The organism is Streptomyces sp. PA03-3a (assembly GCF_033792735.1).
Taxonomy (GTDB): Bacteria; Actinomycetota; Actinomycetes; order Streptomycetales; family Streptomycetaceae; genus Actinacidiphila.
Window position 1 is genome coordinate 213,746 of sequence record NZ_JARAVM010000006.1, and the last position, 16,658, is coordinate 230,403.

The 16,658-nt window shown below is 73.4% G+C and carries 18 protein-coding genes and 1 pseudogene; 12 read left to right on the top strand and 7 right to left on the bottom strand.

Translation table 11 applies throughout. The features are described 5' to 3' along the window. Window positions 1-15 precede the first annotated feature (15 nt). Window positions 16-1,545 carry a GMC family oxidoreductase gene (locus tag PV342_RS09800; protein ID WP_500316638.1) on the top strand — a complete coding sequence of 510 codons (1,530 nt, stop codon included), beginning with the start codon at window positions 16-18 and terminating at the stop codon, window positions 1,543-1,545. Here PV342_RS09800 and PV342_RS09805 read toward each other — a convergent pair. Together PV342_RS09805 and PV342_RS09810 are read right to left on the bottom strand one after the other, a co-directional pair. Beyond that, window positions 1,531-1,641 (bottom strand): annotated as a pseudogene (locus PV342_RS09805) (hypothetical protein); the annotation flags it as partial. The gene PV342_RS09800 and the pseudogene PV342_RS09805 overlap by 15 nt on opposite strands. A 77-nt stretch (window positions 1,642-1,718) precedes the next feature. Continuing rightward, entirely contained in the window at window positions 1,719-3,371 is a 1,653-nt protein-coding gene (locus PV342_RS09810) for an alpha-keto acid decarboxylase family protein (RefSeq protein WP_400808312.1), read from the bottom strand. Window positions 3,372-3,945: 574 nt separating this feature from the next. On the opposite strand from PV342_RS09810, the gene PV342_RS09815 reads away from it, so the two are divergent. Beyond that, the gene (locus PV342_RS09815; protein ID WP_386992105.1) at window positions 3,946-4,161 is read left to right on the top strand and encodes a hypothetical protein; all 216 of its coding nucleotides are present in this window, start codon (window positions 3,946-3,948) and stop codon (window positions 4,159-4,161) included. Between the two features lie 472 nt (window positions 4,162-4,633). Here PV342_RS09815 and PV342_RS09820 read toward each other — a convergent pair whose 3' ends face one another. Continuing rightward, entirely contained in the window at window positions 4,634-5,197 is a 564-nt protein-coding gene (locus PV342_RS09820) for an SMI1/KNR4 family protein (RefSeq protein WP_500316641.1), read from the bottom strand. Between the two features lie 189 nt (window positions 5,198-5,386). On the opposite strand from PV342_RS09820, the gene PV342_RS09825 reads away from it, so the two are divergent. Continuing rightward, entirely contained in the window at window positions 5,387-6,544 is a 1,158-nt protein-coding gene (locus tag PV342_RS09825; RefSeq protein ID WP_500316643.1) for a glycosyltransferase, read from the top strand. 64 nt (window positions 6,545-6,608) lie between these two features. On the opposite strand, the gene PV342_RS09830 is transcribed toward PV342_RS09825, so the two are convergent. After that, window positions 6,609-7,163 carry a DoxX family protein gene (locus PV342_RS09830; RefSeq protein ID WP_018560889.1) on the bottom strand — a complete coding sequence of 185 codons (555 nt, stop codon included), beginning with the start codon at window positions 7,161-7,163 and terminating at the stop codon, window positions 6,609-6,611. Window positions 7,164-7,361: 198 nt separating this feature from the next. Here PV342_RS09830 and PV342_RS09835 point away from each other — a divergent pair, with 198 nt between their 5' ends. From PV342_RS09835 to PV342_RS09850, 4 genes are all read left to right on the top strand, one after another. Next, complete coding sequence (locus tag PV342_RS09835) at window positions 7,362-7,886, top strand: P-loop nucleotide/nucleoside kinase family protein (protein ID WP_400808326.1); 525 nt, start codon at window positions 7,362-7,364, stop codon at window positions 7,884-7,886. A 126-nt stretch (window positions 7,887-8,012) separates the two neighbouring features. Continuing rightward, window positions 8,013-8,981, top strand: a complete 969-nt coding sequence (locus PV342_RS09840) for an alpha/beta hydrolase (RefSeq protein WP_400808328.1) — start codon at window positions 8,013-8,015, stop codon at window positions 8,979-8,981. A gap of 154 nt (window positions 8,982-9,135) precedes the next feature. After that, complete coding sequence (locus PV342_RS09845) at window positions 9,136-10,242, top strand: PP2C family protein-serine/threonine phosphatase (protein WP_500316647.1); 1,107 nt, start codon at window positions 9,136-9,138, stop codon at window positions 10,240-10,242. Between the two features lie 180 nt (window positions 10,243-10,422). Next, window positions 10,423-10,740, top strand: coding sequence for a hypothetical protein (locus PV342_RS09850; RefSeq protein ID WP_500316649.1), 318 nt, complete (start codon window positions 10,423-10,425; stop codon window positions 10,738-10,740). A 105-nt stretch (window positions 10,741-10,845) separates the two neighbouring features. Here the strand turns inward: PV342_RS09850 and PV342_RS09855 are convergent, their stop codons facing one another. Next, a complete protein-coding gene (locus PV342_RS09855; protein WP_500316651.1) occupies window positions 10,846-11,895 on the bottom strand; it encodes a DUF4190 domain-containing protein in 1,050 nt (349 codons plus the stop codon). A 137-nt stretch (window positions 11,896-12,032) separates the two neighbouring features. Between PV342_RS09855 and PV342_RS09860 the strand changes: the two genes are divergently transcribed. Continuing rightward, window positions 12,033-12,530 carry a hypothetical protein gene (locus PV342_RS09860; protein ID WP_400808339.1) on the top strand — a complete coding sequence of 166 codons (498 nt, stop codon included), beginning with the start codon at window positions 12,033-12,035 and terminating at the stop codon, window positions 12,528-12,530. Between the two features lie 111 nt (window positions 12,531-12,641). Here PV342_RS09860 and PV342_RS09865 read toward each other — a convergent pair whose 3' ends face one another. Beyond that, window positions 12,642-13,751 (bottom strand): VanZ family protein, encoded by a 1,110-nt coding sequence (locus PV342_RS09865; RefSeq protein ID WP_400808343.1) that lies wholly within the window; start codon window positions 13,749-13,751, stop codon window positions 12,642-12,644. A gap of 292 nt (window positions 13,752-14,043) precedes the next feature. Between PV342_RS09865 and PV342_RS09870 the strand changes: the two genes are divergently transcribed. Both PV342_RS09870 and PV342_RS09875 read left to right on the top strand, forming a co-directional pair. After that, complete coding sequence (locus PV342_RS09870) at window positions 14,044-14,232, top strand: hypothetical protein (RefSeq protein WP_500316653.1); 189 nt, start codon at window positions 14,044-14,046, stop codon at window positions 14,230-14,232. An 87-nt stretch (window positions 14,233-14,319) separates the two neighbouring features. Beyond that, complete coding sequence (locus PV342_RS09875; RefSeq protein WP_400808352.1) at window positions 14,320-14,709, top strand: hypothetical protein; 390 nt, start codon at window positions 14,320-14,322, stop codon at window positions 14,707-14,709. Window positions 14,710-14,739: 30 nt separating this feature from the next. Here the strand turns inward: PV342_RS09875 and PV342_RS09880 are convergent, their stop codons facing one another. Continuing rightward, window positions 14,740-14,940, bottom strand: a complete 201-nt coding sequence (locus PV342_RS09880; RefSeq protein ID WP_386992080.1) for a hypothetical protein — start codon at window positions 14,938-14,940, stop codon at window positions 14,740-14,742. A 120-nt stretch (window positions 14,941-15,060) separates the two neighbouring features. On the opposite strand from PV342_RS09880, the gene PV342_RS09885 reads away from it, so the two are divergent. Both PV342_RS09885 and PV342_RS09890 read left to right on the top strand, forming a co-directional pair. Next, on the top strand, window positions 15,061-15,270 hold the full coding sequence (locus tag PV342_RS09885) for a ferredoxin (protein ID WP_386992078.1): 210 nt from the start codon (window positions 15,061-15,063) through the stop codon (window positions 15,268-15,270). After that, on the top strand, window positions 15,260-16,627 hold the full coding sequence (locus tag PV342_RS09890) for an NAD(P)/FAD-dependent oxidoreductase (RefSeq protein ID WP_018560901.1): 1,368 nt from the start codon (window positions 15,260-15,262) through the stop codon (window positions 16,625-16,627). The genes PV342_RS09885 and PV342_RS09890 overlap by 11 nt, the downstream gene beginning before the upstream one ends. The last annotated feature ends 31 nt before the right edge of the window (window positions 16,628-16,658 follow it).

The window sequence follows — 16,658 nt, forward strand, 5'->3', positions numbered from 1 at the left end:
CCGACCGGGACGACCATGGAATCGACGACCGACACCTACGACTACGTCGTGGTCGGCGGCGGGACGGCCGGCAGCGTGATCGCCGCCCGGCTGTCCGAGTCCGGCGGCCCCCGCGTCCTGCTCCTCGAAGCGGGCACGGCGCAGACCTCGACCGACATGAGCGCGCCGCCCGCCTGGCCGGCACTGCTGCGGACGTCCGCGGACTGGGGGGACACCACCGTCCCGCAGCGCGCCGGCGGCGCCGGCGTGCTCCTCGCCCGCGGACGCACCCTCGGCGGCGGATCGGCCATCAACGTGATGAACTTCGTGCGCGGCCACCGCTCCAGCTACGACGTGTGGGCCGGGTCCGGCCTGACGGGCTGGGGGTTCGACGGCCTGCTGCCCTACTTCAAGCGCAGCGAGAACACCTCGGGACGGGACCCGGCCCTGCGCGGGGTCGGCGGCCCCCTGACCGTGGGACCGCCCGAACCCGCGAACCCGGTGGTGGCGGCCATGCTCGAGGCGGCGGCCGAGACCGGTCACCCGCGCGCGGCCGACGTAAGCGGCGGCGCGGAGGAAGGCTTCGGCTGGTCCGACCTCAACATCGTCGACGGCAGACGGCAGAGCGCCGCCGACGCCTACCTGGCCCCCGCCCTGCACCGGCCCAACCTGACCGTGGTGACCGGGACCCAGGTGCACCGGCTGCGCATCGGCGGCGGTCGGTGCACCGCGGTGGAGTACGTCACCACGCGCGGCACCGTGTCGGTCGTCGGCTGCTCGGGCGAGGTCGTCCTCACGGCCGGGGCCATCGGGTCACCGCAACTGCTGATGCTCTCGGGCGTCGGGCCCGCGGAGCACCTGCGCGGCAGGGGCATCGACGTCGTGGCGGACCACCCGGGCGTCGGGGCGAACCTTCAGGACCACCCGATCGCCAACCTCGTCTACCGGTCGGCGCGTCCGGTGCCCGCCGGCGTCAACAACCACGGTGAGGCCCTCGGTCTGGTGCGCAGCGGCTCCGGGCTCGACGGCCCCGACCTCCAGGTGCTCTTCGTCGACGCCCCGGGCCACATCCCCGTCCCCGGCGCACCCGGCCCGGGCCGGGGCTACACCATCGCCGTCTCCGCGATACTGCCCCACAGCCGCGGCTGCGTCCGCCTGGCGAGCGCGGACCCGGACGTGCTGCCGCTCGTCGACCCGGACTACTACTCCGACGACCGGGATCTCTCCGCCATGGTCGAAGGGCTGCGCCTGGCACGGGAGATCGGCCGGGCGAACGCGCTCCGCGAATGGCACGGGCACGAGGTCCAGCCGGGTCCGCGGGCCCGGGACGACGCCGCGCTGCGGACGTACGCGCTCAGGACCCTGTGCTCGTACATGCACCCCGTCGGCACCTGCCGTATGGGGCTGGACGCCGCGGACTCCGTCGTCGACCCCGCCCTGCGCGTGCACGGCGTCGACGGCCTGCGCGTCGCCGACGCCTCGGTCATCCCGTCGATCCCCTCCGCGAACACCAACGCGACCGTCTACGCGATCGCCGAAAGGGCCGCCGAACTACTGCGTGCCTGACGGTGGGCCGTGCGGCGGCCGGCCGGACGCGCCGGACCTCACGGGGCCGAGCCCGCTCGGCAGATGACGAACCGCGACCGCCACCGCCTCCCGCGCCGTGGCGGCCCCCTTGGGGCGGGCTGACGGCGGGCCTCACGGCCCGCCCGCCCCGATCGTTTCGGTGTGGCCGCCGGTCAGGTGGAGTACAGGCTCTCGATGTTGTCGTGCAGCTGGCCGGCCAGCGGCGGCGCCGTGTACGTGTCGGTCATGACCTCGATGTAGCAGCCGGTGCCGGCCTTCCCCGCGGCGTCCATCGCCCGGTCGAGCTCGGCGAGGGTGGAGACGCGCGCGGTGAACCAGTCCTCGCAGCCCAGGGCCTTGGGCAGGTCGGAGTACCGCCAGTCGGCCAGGTCGTTGTAGGCGATGTCCGGGTGCTTGCAGAGCAGGCGCTCGATCAGGTAGCCGTGGTTGTTCAGGACGAACACCACCGGCCGCAGCCCGTACCGCCCGAACTGGCTGATCTCCTGCGCGGTGAGCTGGTGCGAACCCTCCCCGGTGATCAGGACGACGCGCCGGCCGTCCTGCGCCGCGACGGCCGCGCCGACCGCGGCGGGGGTGGCCCAGCCGATGGAGCCCCACAGCGTCTGGTTGTGGAACGTCGCGCCGCTGGGCAGCTTGGCGAACGCCAGACCCATCGAGACCGTGCCGGTCTCGGCGACCAGGATGTCGTCGGGCCTGAGGAAGTCCTCCCAGCGGGGATAGAGGTTCTCGGCGGTGATCGAGTCGCCGGCACTCCCGCCCGCCGGGGCCATACGGGTCACCTCGGCCGGGATGTGCGGCCACTGCCTGCGCGGCAGCGTCCCGGTCAGCGCGGCGAGGAGGTCCTTCATCTCCACGCTCTGGTAGGTCATGCCGTCGACGCTCACGTGGTGGTGGCGGATGTCGATCGTGCGACCCGGGTCGAGGTGTGCGGTGAACGCACCGCTGTTGAAGTCGTGCATCAGCGCACCGATCAGCACGACGACGTCGCTGCCCTCGACGAAGCGGCGGACGCCCTCGTTCATGAGCTTGCCGTCGTACATGCCGGAGTACGCGGGCTGTTCCTCGTTCAGGACGCCCTTGTCGGCCATCATCGTGGCGAAGGGCATCCCCGTGGCGTCCAGGAACCGCTGGACCTCGTCCGCGAGACCCGAGCGGGCGGTGAGCACGCCGGGCAGGGCGCAGGCGCTCTTCGCCCGGCCCAGCATGTCGGCGACGGCCTGCACGGCGGCGTCCAGTTGCGCGGGGTCGCTGGCGGGCGCGGGGATAGGCGGGGCCGACCCGACCATGGGCATCGTCGCCAGGTCTGCGGGGAAGGCCATGTAGACCGGGCGGCGGTGGTAGAACGCCGCCGCGATGAGGCGCTCCACCTCGGACGCGACGTTCTGCGGCGTCATGATGGCGCTCGCGCACACCACGGCCTCGGACATCTTGAGGAAGAGGTCGAACTCTCCGTTGCCCAGGGTGTGGTGGACGATCGAGTGGTGTGCCTGCACGGGCATCTTGGGCATGCCGACCAGGTGGAACACCGGCAGGTGGTCGGTGTATGCGCCGGCGACGGCGTTGATCGCGCTGAGTTCCCCGACCCCGTAGGTGGTGCTCACCGCTCCCACTCCGTGGACACGGGCGTAACCGTCGGCGCTGTAGCCCGCGTTGAGCTCGTTGCAGCTGCCGATCCACTGGATGTCCGGGTGCTCGGCGATGGCGTCGTTGACGGGGAAGGCGTAGTCGCCCGGGACGCCGAAGACATGACGCACGCCGATGTCGCGCAGCCGGTTCAGGACGTGCTGGATGACGGTGGTGGACATGCGGAGGTTCCTTTCCTGGTGACGGCACCTCCGCCCCAGGGCGCCGGCCTCCGGTGGAGTCGGTGCCGGCCCTCGCCGGGGGTTACGGGGAGCAGCCACCGCCGATACCGGAGGGGGGACAAGCCGGACTTTTCACCCCCGCAACATGCTGTCGGCATCGCGCCACCGATGCAACCGGAGCAATCACACCCATGAACTGCACGAACGGTCGCCAGAGCCCGCCGGATCCGCCGATATCCTCACCCCATGACCGACACGACTCCGTCCCGGCGCCGACTCGCCGTCTCCGTGCTGGTCGTCTGGCCGGCGCTGTGACTCGCCGGACGGGGGCCTCGCCCACGCCCTCGGCGGCACGGAGGACCTCGTCGACTCCGCCGTGAAGGTGGGCCTGCTCATGCTGGCCGTGGCCGCGGTGGACAGGACGCGCCGGTGGCGGCACCGCCGCCGCGCCGGGTAGTTCCACCGCCCGCACCCCACGCGGTCGTCCGCACCCGGCGGTCCGTGGCCAGGTCGCACAGCGGGCGAACCCGGATGCGGCTCGTGGGGGCGCACGCACCGGCCCTATGATCCGGGCATGAGCGGACAGACGACGTTCCGGAGGGGGGACCGGGCCCTCGACTGGGCGGGGTTGGTCCCGTCAGCTCTCCTGCTCCTCGCCTTCATACGGGACTACCGCCACGGCGGCTCCTTCGGCTGGCCTCTCGCCGGGGCGTTGGTGGTCCTGGCGAGCCTGTGGCAGGTCTACCGCGGCGCGTCCCGCCGGCGCCGCGGGGCCGGCAGGGCGTCGTAGGGCCGGTGGCGCGCGTCGTCCCCATGCCCGGCACCAGGACCGCGAAGTACCTCGCAGACAACGCGGCTGCCGGGACGTCCGGCTGTCAGCAGTGACAACGGTCAGGGCACTCGGCGAGCAGCACTCCGAAGACCCACGAGAAGAGCACCGGCACACCGGTGACCGCTCCCATCACGACGAACCGCCCGCGCGCCTTCCGTCGGCGCGCGACGGAGGGCCACCACGAACCCCAGGAGGGGCGCGAGCACGGCGCTGACCAGGGCAGCCGTCCCGAAGAACCTGCCGAAATCAGCCCGCAGTTACGGAAACCCCAACGTGTGGGCGATCGCGGGAGTGAGCAGGACGGGAAGCGTGGTCAGCCACCGGCACGACAGCGCCATGACGGCCCGATCCGCCCAGGACGCCCTCCGGCCAGCGCATCACGGGTCGACCGCGGGGCCGGACCGGCACCAAAAGAAGGCATGCCCGCACCCTAGGCGGCCCCATGGGCCGCGAGTCGTGAGGCGGCCTCCTCCCAGCCGGCAGGTTCCGGGAGTTCGGCGTCACCGTGGCCGTCGGGCCGGTACCAGCCGCCTCCGGCGAGCCAGGTCTCCAGCCAATCGGCCAGGCCCGGCTCGTCGACGAACCAGCTGTCCGCCGGGTCACCGGTGTCCGCGTTCGGCTCGAAGACGAGGACGGTGCCGGATGCGCTGAGGCAGTCCACCGCGCCGTACATGCCGCAGCCCCAGTCGATGACCGGCAGTACGCCCTCGGGCCAGTGCGGGGAGTCCGGCGCCTGCGGCTCCCCCCGCTCGGCCAGATACGCGCTCACCGCCGTGCGGCCCTGCCCGGCCAGCGGGAAGAGCCCGTTTCCGAAGGGCCCGAAGCCGCCGTCGGCCACCTCCGTGTACAGGCGCGCGAGCAGCGGCGGTATCGCGAAGCCCAGAAGGGCTTCGGCCTCCTCCACCTGCACGGCCGGGGCAGGCGCGGGCAGGGTTCCGGCGGCGGCCGAGGCCCTGGCCGCCACCCGCGCGATCAGGTCGTCGGCTCGGGTCATGTGGCGATCGTGCCAGACGGCACCGACAGCCCGTCGGGCCGCCCACAGGGGGTGTCCTTGCTTCGGCAAATAGCCCCCATATACTTGTGCCCGCAATCAATTCCGGGTCCAGGGCAGCACGGGACCGGGGAGCCGCGCCGCGACGACGGTCCGCCCCTCAGCGGTCGCGCTCGCGGCACAAGCACACAGGTGATCTCGATACCCATGCGCATCCTCATGTTCAACACCCCCCTGACCGGGCACTTCCTGCCCCTGCTGCCGCTCGCCCGCGCGCTGCGGACGCAGGGGCACGACGTCGCCTTCGTCTCCGCCGCCGCCATGGCCGACCCGGTCGGCGCGGAGGGCTTTGAGTTCATCCCCGCCGGTCCCAGCGTCGACGTGGCGATCGCCGAAGTGACCCGCCGAACCGGCGCGAACCTGATGACCGATCCGTCGCCGGCGCTGGTCGCCGAGTTCTTCGCCGGGGCGCGCGTCGACCTGGGCGTGGACGAGGCGCTCACCGGGGCCCGCGCAGGGGAACCGGACCTGGTCGTGTCCGAGCACTGCGACTTCGTGGGTCCGCTCGTCGCCGCCGTGCTCAAGGTGCCGTCCGCGGTGATGGGCATCGACCCGGCGCTGGAGCCCGACGTACTGGACGCCCTGGCCTCCACGGCGCACTCCCGTTACCTCGACCGCGGTCTGCAGGCCCCCGCCCACGCGCCGTCCGGCCGCTGGCTGCTGGACGCCTGCCCGCCCGGCCTGCAGCGCGACGGCGCGCTGCCGCCCCTGGAACGCATCGCGCTGCGCCCCGAGCCCCACCGAGGCCCGGAGGGCACCTCCCGAGCGGCCAGGGTCCCCGGTACCGGCCGGCCCCGCGTGCTCGTCAGCCTCAGCACCACCCGGGACGCGGCGCCCACGCTCGGTCCGCTGCTGCGTTCGCTGAGCGCCCTGGACGTCGATCTGGTGGCCACCTCCGGAGGCATCCCGGTCGGCGACCTCGGGCTGGAACCGGGCCGGGTGGAAATGGTCACCTTCGTGCCCGCGGCGGAACTGCTCGACGGCGTGTCGGTCATCGTGCACCACGGCGGTTCCGGGACCACCTTCGGGGCGGCGGCGCGCGGGATCCCGGCCGTCGTCGTGCCCGGCGCACCGGGGCAGCAGCGGCAGGCGTTCCGGCTGCAGGCGGCGGGAGCGGGTCTGGCGCTGCCGATCGGCGACCAGGCTCCGGAGTCGGTCACGGCCGCGGTCGTCCGGCTGCTCGCCGAGCCCGGGTTCACCGCGGCGGCACAACGCCTGCGGGACGAGATCGCCGCGATGCCGTCGGCCGCGGAGGTCGCCCGGCGCCTCGTCGCCGCCGTGGCGGCCTGACCGCGAGCGCGCAGGGCCCGTCCGGTGGACGGGCCCTGCCACCCCACGGGCCTCCGCGCGGCGATCAGCCGCGGAACATCAGCACGATCACGCCCAGGACCACGCCGAGGAAGACCGCGGCGACGCCGTGGCCGGCCCGGTGGGCCCGCACGCCCGGAAGGTGACGGTCCAGCGCGTACCGGCCGGGCCCGACGACGGCCAGCACGACCGCCAGCGCGGCGATGATGAGTTCGTACTCCACCCCTGACGGGGCGAAGAACCCGCCGCCCCACTTCAGGGCGACGGCGTTGACCATGACGCCGACCACCGCCGCCCCGGCGAGCGAGGTCAGCAGCCCGAGGGCCAGCCCCACGCCCCCGAGCACCTCGCTGAGCCCGGCCATCACGGCCATCGCCTTGCCCGCCGGGTAGCCCGCGGAGGTGAAGACGCGTCCGGCGCCGTCGAGGCCCACCCCGGAGAACCAGCCGAACAGCTTCTGCGCTCCGTGGCTCGCCATCGTCAGCCCGAGCGCCAGCCGCAGGAGCAGCAGCGCGGCGTCGTGGACGTAGGGCGGAACGCCGCGCTCGGCGACGGCGTGGGAGCTGGAGCGGGACAGGGTGCCGAGGGGGGAAGCGGACATGTCTGAGGCCCTTCGTGGGAATGCCGTGTGCGGCCTGCGAGCCGGACGTCGCGACGGGCGGCTCACCGCACGGCCGATCACGCCAGCAGCGTGACGCGCCGCGGGGCCGTCCGGCGCGCGGCACGCCGGACGTTAGGTCCATGGGGGTCGGATGCCGTGCCACCGATGGCCCCGTCCCGGTTCTGGCAGGATCGCCGGGTGACCTCTCTGTTCCTGATGGTCGGCCTGCCCGGGGCCGGCAAGACCACTGTGGCCCGGCGGCTCGCCGCCGAGCACGCCGCGCTGCGACTGACGCCGGACGAGTGGATGATCCCGCTGTTCGGCGCGCCGGAGGCGGACGGCAGGCGCGACGTCCTGGAAGGGCTGCTGCTGCGGCTCGCGCTGGAGGCGCTGGCGCTCGGGACGAACGCGGTCCTGGACTTCGGGTGCTGGTCGCGTGACGAGAGGTCGGCCGTCCGCCACCTGGCCGCGTCCGCGGGCGGGTCCTGTCGGCTCGTGTACGTGCCGGTGGACCACGAGACCCAGTCGGCCCGCGTCGCCCGGCGCCAGGCCACCACGCCGGAGCGGACGTTCCCGATGAGCGAGGCGGACCTGCTCCGCTGGCGGGCGCTGTTCGAGGAGCCCGACGCCGCCGAGCTCGCCGGAGGGGACGTGGGCGGCCCTCCCGGCGGGTGGCCGGGCTGGCGGGAGTGGGCCGAGGACCGGTGGCCGTCACTGAGGTGACAGATGCCCGTGCCGCGGCGGGAGATCTTTGACCCGGCAAGTATCGAGTGCGTACACTCCATCCCTGACTTCGACATTGCTAGCCAGGCACATGCCGAGACGCCCTGCCCACAGGAGGAGTTGACGTTGGCTTTCCCGTTCGACCCGGAACTGGCCCCGCGGATGACCAGGCTCGCCCTGGCGGACGCGTACGCGGAGGTCGAGCGCATGCGGACGGAAGCGGCGCGGATGGAGGCCGATCCCTACACCTCACCGGTCCCGGTCGGCTTCCGCGAGGTCACCGTCCCGGGCCCGCCGGACGCTCCGGACGTCCGCGTGCACATCTACCGCCCCGCGGACCACGACGGGAAGCTGCCCGCCCTGCTCTACCTGCACGGCGGCGGCTTCGTCATCGGCCTCGTGGACTTCTTCCGCAACGAGACGACCCGCATCGCCGCCGAGGTGGGCGCCGTCGTGGTGTCGGTCGACTACCGCCTCGCACCCGAACACCCCTACCCGGCGGCCCTGGAGGACTGCTACGCCGCCCTGCGCTGGCTGGCGGAGCACGCCGGCGAGCTCGGAGTCGACCCGGACCGGATCGGTGTTGCCGGGGAGAGCGCCGGCGGGAACCTGGCAGCGGCGGTGGCCCTGTACGCACGCGACCACGGCGGCCCCGCGCTGAGCATGCAGTACCTCGGCGTGCCCATCCTGGACGACCGTCTCGCCACCCCTTCCATGCGGGCCTTCGCCGACACCCCCGGTTTCAACCGCCGCAACGCGCAGCGCAGCTGGGACCACTACCTCGGCGGCACGGGACTCCGCGGCGGCGAGGGCGTCAGCCCGTACGCCGCCCCGGCCAGGGCGGAGGACCTCGCCGGACTGCCGCCCACCTACCTCGCGGCCGCCGGGCTCGACCCGCTGCGCGACGAGGACCTCGCCTACGCCCAGCGGCTGATCACCGCCGGTGTGCCGACCGAGATGCACCACTTCCCCGGCGCCTTCCACGGCGCGGCGCAACTGGCCCCGCGGGCCGAGGTGAGCCGGCGCATGATCGCCGAGCAGCTCGACGCCCTCCGCCGCGGCCTGCGCGCCGGCGAAGCCGACAGCGCCGCCTGATCGTCCGAGGAGACGCGAGGCCTGCGCCGTTCGGGTGGCGGCCGCCCCGCGGCGGCGTACGGCGTGGGCGAGTCGGGCGGCATGGAGCCCGGGGCGGTAGGGCAGGCGGTTAGCCTGAGCCGGCCAGAAGCCCGGTCGGCGTCGGGAGCAGCACGTGGCGAGGCTGGGAACGGGGAAGTGGGCGGGAGGACGCGGCCGTCTGCTGCCGGTCGTCCTGCTGTGCTCCGCCGTACTGGTCGACCTCCTCACCCCACGCACCGTCAGCGCCGCCGCCCTCTACGCGGCCGCCACCCTGGCGGCCGCTCCCCTGCTGTCGCTGCGCGGCACGATCCTCACCGGGGTGAGCGCGTTCCTCCTCGACTGGGCCATGTTCCGGTACTTCGGCTACCGGGAGAGCGCGGTCGTCTTCAGTGAGCTGTTCATGGTCGCGACGGTGACCGCGGTCGCGGCCTTCCTCAACCGGCTCCTGTACCACCGCAAGAAGCGGTTCGAGTCGGTTCGCGACATCGCCTACGCCGTCCAGCGCGCCGTCCTGCCGACGCCGCCGGAACGGATCGGCCCGCTGCGCTTCGCCGCACGCTACGAGGCCGCCCAGACGGACGCGCAGATCGGCGGGGACCTCTACGCCGTGGTCGACACCCCGTTCGGCGTCCGTTGCATCGTCGGCGACGTACGCGGCAAGGGGATGGGGGCGGTCAGGGCCGTCTCCGTGGCCGTCGGCACCTTCTGCGAGGCGGCACTGCAGGAGCCCAGCCTGACCGGTCTCGTGCGGCGACTGGAGCGGGCCCTCACCCTCGAGGCCCGGCAGTCGGGGGGCCCGGCCGAACTCGAGGGGTTCGTCACGGGGGTGCTCGCGGAGTTCCCCCGGCGGGGAAACGAGGTCCGGCTCCTCAACCGCGGCCACCCGCCGCCGCTGCTCCTCGTGGGCGACACCGTGCGGTACGTCGAGCCCTCGCGCCCGGGCCTGCCGCTGGGCCTCGGCGCCCTCGGCGACGGACCGCAGGGCGTCGACACGGTGCCGTTCCCCGAAGGGGCCGATCTGCTGCTCTACACGGACGGCCTCACCGAGGCCCGCGACGCGTCGGGGGCCTTCTACGACCCCGTCGCCGGATGCTCGGGCCGCCGCCACCCCGGCCCGGACGCCCTCGTGGACGCCGTGCTCGCCGACCACCACCGGCACAGCGGCGGCCGGCGAACCGACGACACGGCGCTCCTCGCCGTCACGCACACATCCGAGGACGACAGGATTCCGGACGCCTGAGATGGCTGCCTCTGGCGCGCGCGGAGTCGAGGGGGCCATGGAGACGTCGTCGCCGAACGGCACGACAGGGGAGTTCACCGGCATGACCCCAGGGCCTGCCTGGCCGTTCTGGCAGTCGTTGCCCCCGGGCGCGCGGGCGTTCGCCTGCGACCCGGGCCACTACGACGTCCAGGCGCCGCGATGCGTCAGGGAACTGAAGCCCACCGCACTCCCCCGGCCCGGCCCGCGGCGTCGGCCGGGTTCGGACTCCGCCTCCTGTGCTGCCGGGGCGAGCAGGAGCACGGCCTCACGCTCCGCTGCACGGGCGTGTCCGGGGTCGACGTGACCACGGACGACGGCGGCCCCTTCGACCTCGGCGGCGTCAACGGCCTCCGCCTGGACGAGATCCTGCCGCACCCGGCGGGCTGCGCACACGAGCCCCGTTTCACCGCAGCGACGATCCGGGTGACCTGCGCCCATCCCGTGGCCGACTGGGATCCGGATCCCGGCGCGGACTGACGCGGACGGACGCGGGCCCGCGTGGGAGCCCGGGCAGAAGTCACCTGCCGCCGCGGGATCACTCCGTGAGCGCGGAGCCGTCGCGGTCCGCCGCCCGTCCGGCGATCACACCTCCGCGTCCGCCGCCGGCGCCGACGTGGCGAGGCCCAGCGCCGCGCGTGCCTTGACCGCCGCGTCGACGTCGCCCGACAGGTCCTCGGCGGCCTCGTAGTGGTCGTGGTACGTGTCCGCGTCCTTGGCCTTCGCGGCCTTGGACCAGAGCGGGCGGGCCGCGGCGATCTCCGCGTCGATCGCGGCCACGTGCTGCCTCACGTCGGCGGGCCACTCGTGCGCACGCAGGATGCGCGCCTCCTCGTCGAGGGCGGCCGTGACGTTCTCGGCCCACTGCTTGTAGGCGGCAAGATCGTCCTCGACGTACTCCGCCTCCGGGGCCTCCGCCTTGGCGTCGTCGAAGGTGTTGACCGCCTTCAGGTAGGCGACCTGGTGCTCGTCGAGCGTGGTCTCGTCCTGCCGCAGCGAGCCCTTGAGGGGGCCCTCGTCCTTGCCGAACAGGCAGCTCACCTGGCGGTCGCCCCACACCCAGCTCTCGCTGCTCGGCGCGAGGTAGTACACCTCGACGTCCTTCGGGAACGCCCAGGTGTCCATGGCGTACGCACTGGTCAGTCTCCAGCAGCGGCTCTCGGCCGCCTCCGAGATCGAGTCCTCGCCGGGGTAGCCGCCCCCGGGAAGCTCGAAGACGCCGAACACCTCGGCGGTGTGCGTCCGCGCGCACGGCGCGACGGCCGTCCTCGCGATCCGGTCCACCAGATCGTCATGAGGTGTGTCGACGCAGTCGCCCTTGTGGAGGGCGAAGGAGCCGCCGCCGCGCGACCCCGCGGAGGAGCCGTCCTCCGCGCCCTCGCCGGACTGGAACGCGCCGCCGGCCGCCATCACGGCCAGGTACAGCGTGCCCAGGGCGGAGAGCACCAGACCGGTGACGGCGAGGCCCTTGCCCCGGTCGCCCGTCCTCTTGATGCGGGACAGCGCGACGGCGCCCAGTACGACGCCGACCACGGGCAGCCCGCACAACAGCCCGGCCACCAGGGCCGCCACGGCGAATCCGTCCAGCGCCGGCCGCGGGGGTGCGGGCGGCGGCGCGGGGTACGGCGAGTCCACGGAGAAGTGCTCCTCAGAGGGTTTCGGGCGAACGGCTGCGCGAATATATCCGATCGTCGTGAACGGACGTCCTGTACCGCGGGGGCCCGGGATGCCAGCATGATCCGGTCGATCGGGTACCACACACGGGGGTTGATGTGTTCCACCACGTACGACGGCACGCCCTGGCGGCCTGCGCCGCGTCCGTCCTCGCGCTGAGCGGCTGCACGGCAGGCTCCACGCCGCACTCCACACCGGACTCCCCCGCTCTCGAACGGCGGGCAACAGCGGCGGCTACGGCGTCCGCCCCCTCCGCCGCGTCGTGGCACGACCCGTCGGAGGACCTGGACGACGCCGTGGTGTGGCTGTCGACGGGACGCCGCAGCGGCGCACTGGCACAGGCCCTGCCCGCGAAACCCGCGGGCGGGACGGTCTACGTGTCGACGCAGTGCCAGGGCGAGGGCACGCTCACGGTGGACGCGGGCCGCTACGGCGCGACCACGGAACACTGCTCCGACCGGCCGGACGGCAGCCTCAACGGCGCCGCGACGCGGACCCACGAGGCCGCCACCCGCCTCGAGGTGACCGCGAGCCCCGGCGTCACCTGGGCGGTGGCGGTCGGCTGGGACCGCCACGCCCCGCGGCCGCCGCAGTGACGGCCCCGCCGCAGGCTGCCGCGCGGGGCCGGGACGGCCTTCGAGGACGGTCACCGTGATCGGCGGGCGGTCCCGGAGCGTTGGGAACTCGTCGGCCACGTCCACGACGCGTCAGGCGCAGGGCACGAATCTGTCCTTCTGGCCGTCGCCGGTGGATGCGGTGAGACGGACGGCGAGGAGGCGGCTCGCGGAGTTCACCTTCACCTCCAGCGACGTCACGGCCGCCATACGGTCGTCGCGGTAGGGGTAGGTGACCGTCCAGGTCTCACCCATGCCGTCGTCGGCGCGGTCCACAGCGGGCCGCTTCGTGTCGGCGGTGGGATAGTGCGCGGCCACATAGCGTCCGGCGCTCCGTTCGGCGGCCGCCTCGTCACGGACGGGCCCGGCGGACCCCGGGATCGGCCGGCCGGCGGCCGCCGCCTCGGTCCGGGGTCCCATCGACACGTCGAGCTCGAACCTGTCCGGATCAGGCCAGCGCATGGAGGCGACGCCGTTCGGTTCCAGGTCGGCCCACACCTCCTCGTTCACTCCGTCGACTCCGCACGGCGTGTTGTCCGAGACGCGGCCGATCCTGACGTCGTCGCCCAGCGCCTTGCGGATCGCCTGCCCGATCACCGCCTGCTGTTCCGCCGAGGCCTGCCTGCTCGGCTCGGCGTGGTCGACCACGCGCACGTCGACGACGGTCGACAGCACGCAGGCGACGGCGAAGAATCCCGCCCCGGTCACGGCCAGGAGCCCGCGGTGCCGCCTCGGCCAGGGCGACAGCCCCGAAGCACCGAGGCGCAGGGACAGGGACCCGACGCCCACGCCCACGACGGCGCCCGTGACGTTGGTGACGAAGTCACTGGTGTCGCAGTAGCGGCCGATGACCGGCAGGCACGCCTGGACGGTCTCGATACCGCCGGCCAGGAGGACGGACAGCAGCACAGGCTGCAGCGGACGCCGGGCGGCGCGCACTCCGAAGAATCCGATCGGCACGAAGAGCGCGACGTTCATCCATCCCTGGGTCGTCCCGAACGACTCCAACACGTCTTTGCTCACCGTGCACTTGACCGCCCCTGTGCCCACGGGTCTCAGCCAGAGGGTCAGGAACAGCGTGGCCGTCGTCGTGGCCGCCCAGGCCGCATAGGTCCACGGCCGGTCGGACCGGCCGCGCAGGGCGGACGCGACCACCCCCAGCACCGCGGCGGAGACGAGGGCGACGAGAAGGAGGTACAACACGTGCCCTCCGAAGACGAGAGCGATCAATGCCGTGCCTTTCGAGCGTGCGGAGACCAGCCGACGGCGCGCGGTTCGCAACGCGTCGGCGATCACCCTGGCTCCCGCACGTCATGGGTCCTGGCTCAACTCATGACCAAGCTGTAACAGGCCGCCCCCGCCGGTCCGAAGATCACCACGACGTGCTCGCCCCCGGGCTCCGGCCCAAAGCTCGGGCCCCGCGGCCGGAGGCCGTCCTCTACGGCTGCGGTGCGGTCGGCGTCGCCGCCGGAGAATCGCTGGACGGCAGAGCCTGTTGTCCGACTACCACCGGCTCCTCGCGGCCCATCGATTCCGCGCCGTCGGCATCACCGTCGCCATCGGTCTTCCGGCGTTCCTGCTGGACACGTGCAACCATCTGTTCCTGATTTGTGCGGACTTGAGCGACAGCGGCAACAACACACCACGCGACTGCGCCCCGGGACCGCCGTACCGCCTGCGCTGAGGCGGACGGACGCACGGCGAACCACCGCGGCGCTCGTCGTCACATGCCGGAAACTTGCGCGGGGTGATCCGCCAGTAAGGTCCCCGCATGCTGCTTTTCCACTTCACGCGGCCGGGGCTGTGGCCGCTGATTTCGGCAGACGCGGAGATCAGGGCGACCTGGCCGGAGGGGCTGGACGACGTACCGGAGCTGGCGAGGGCAGTGCACCTGACCACCGACCCGAGCCCGGGGTCGCTGCCCGGGCCCTTCCGCGACCGCACGGTGCGGATCACGGTGGAGGTTCCGGCGCCCGAGACGCGGCGGTGGCACGCCTGGGCGGGTACGAGGCTGCCGGCCGGGTCCGCGGAGACGCTTGCGGCGACCCGCTTCGACGGGCGGCCGGACGAGTGGTTCGTACTGGAGCGGGCGATCCCGTCGGCCGAGTGGGTGTCGGTGATCGACCTGGGCGTGATGCAGCCGCTCTGGCCGCGTGCGTGACCGCGCCGGTGCCACCGGCACGCACGCTCGTCACCAGGTCGTCGGGCCGGCTCCGCGCCACTCGACGAGGTCGCTGTCGTACAGGTCGCCCAGGCGCATGCGGAGCCCGGCGCGGCGGACGAGCGCGAGGACGTCGCGGGGGCTGTAGGCGAGGCCGAGGATCCTGCCGTCGCACCGCACGCGGCGGCCGCCACTGCCCGACGGCGGGTAGACGATCACTCGGCATGACACCCGCCCAGCCTGGCCCCGCCACGGCGGCGCCGCATCCTGGCGGAGTAGCCGAACGCGCGCCGCGCTCCCGCAGGGCTTACCAATGAAGGGACATCAGAGGGCCGGAGAGAGTGGCTGGGCATGCGCGTTGTCGTGGATCTCACCCGTTGCCAAGGCTATGCACAGTGCGTGTTCCTTGCGCCGGACGTGTTCCAACTGCACGGCGAGGAGGCACTGCTGTACGACCCGGCGGTTCCGGAAGCGCAGTACGAACGCGTGCGCCAGGCGGCCGCGGCGTGCCCCGTGCAGGCGATCCTGGTCGGCGAGGAGGTGAGCGCCGGTGTCCGCTGAACTGAAGGATGGCCGGATCGTCGTCGTCGGTGCGTCCCTGGCCGGTCTGCGGGCCGCGGAGGCGTTGCGCGAGAAGGGCTTCACCGGTTCGCTCACCGTCGTGGGCGACGAGCCCCACCCGCCGTACGACCGGCCGCCGCTGTCCAAGCACGTCCTGCTCGGCAACGCGTCGGCGTACTCCACCGGGCTGCCGATGCGCCGTGATCCGGAGGCGGAGTGGCGGCTGGGGGTGCCCGCCACCGGACTGGACCCGGTCGGCAAGCGCGTCCTGCTGGGCGACGGTTCGTCGCTGCCGTTCGACCGCCTGCTGATCGCGACCGGGACACGGGCGAGGCCCTGGCCCGTTCCCGAGGAGGCGGCCCTCGACGGAGTGTTCACGCTGCGCACCAGCGACGACGCGGCGCGCCTGGCCGAGCGGCTGTCGGCCGGGCCGCGCCGCGTGCTGGTGATCGGCGCGGGCTTCACCGGTTCGGAGATCGCGTCGGTCTGCCGCGAGCGCGGTCTGGAGGTCACGGTCACCGAACGCGGCCCCGCCCCGCTGGTGGGCGCGCTCGGCGGGACGCTGTCGAAGCTCGCGGCCGCCATGCAGCGGGCACACGGTGTGGACCTGCGCTGCGGCGTGACCGTCACCTCGCTGCGCGGCAACGGCAGGTTCACCGGCGCGGACCTGTCGGACGGCACCCGCGTCGACGCGGACGTGTGCGTCGTCGCCATGGGCGCCGTCCGCAACGTGGAGTGGCTGGCGGATTCGGGGCTGGCCGCGGATCCGCGCGGGATCGCCTGCGACGCCGGGTGCCGGGCGTTCGACATGTACGGGATCGTCACGGACGACGTCTTCGTGGCCGGTGACGTCTCGCGCTTCCCGCACCCGCTGTACGAGTACCAGTTGCTCTCCCTCGAACACTGGCGCAACGCGGTGGACCAGGCCGAGGTGGCCGCGCACAACATGATCAGCCCGGGGCCGCTGCGGCGTCCGCACCTCTCGGTCCCGACGTTCTGGTCGAGCCAGTTCGGCCACAACATCAAGTCGGTGGGCGTGCCCACCTTCTCCGACGAGGTGGTCATCGCCCAGGGTTCGCTGGAGGCGCGCCGGCTGGTGATGGTCTACGGCTACCGCGGCCGGGTGACCGCGGCCGTCACGGTCAACATGGCCAAGTCGCTGGAGTACTACGAGCGCCTCATCGAGTCCGCGGCCCCGTTCCCGCCTCCGCCGGGGGCGGCGGACCGGCGTGCGGCGGCCGAGGTCCCCCTCCCGTCCGACGTGCCGGACCCGAGCAGGCTCTCGCACGGTCCCACCGTCGCGCTCACCGGGTACCTGCCGGACCGGCGGCTGGTCCTGGCGAAGCCCACCGGGTGACCTGCCCCCGCCCATCCACGAGGAGCCACCA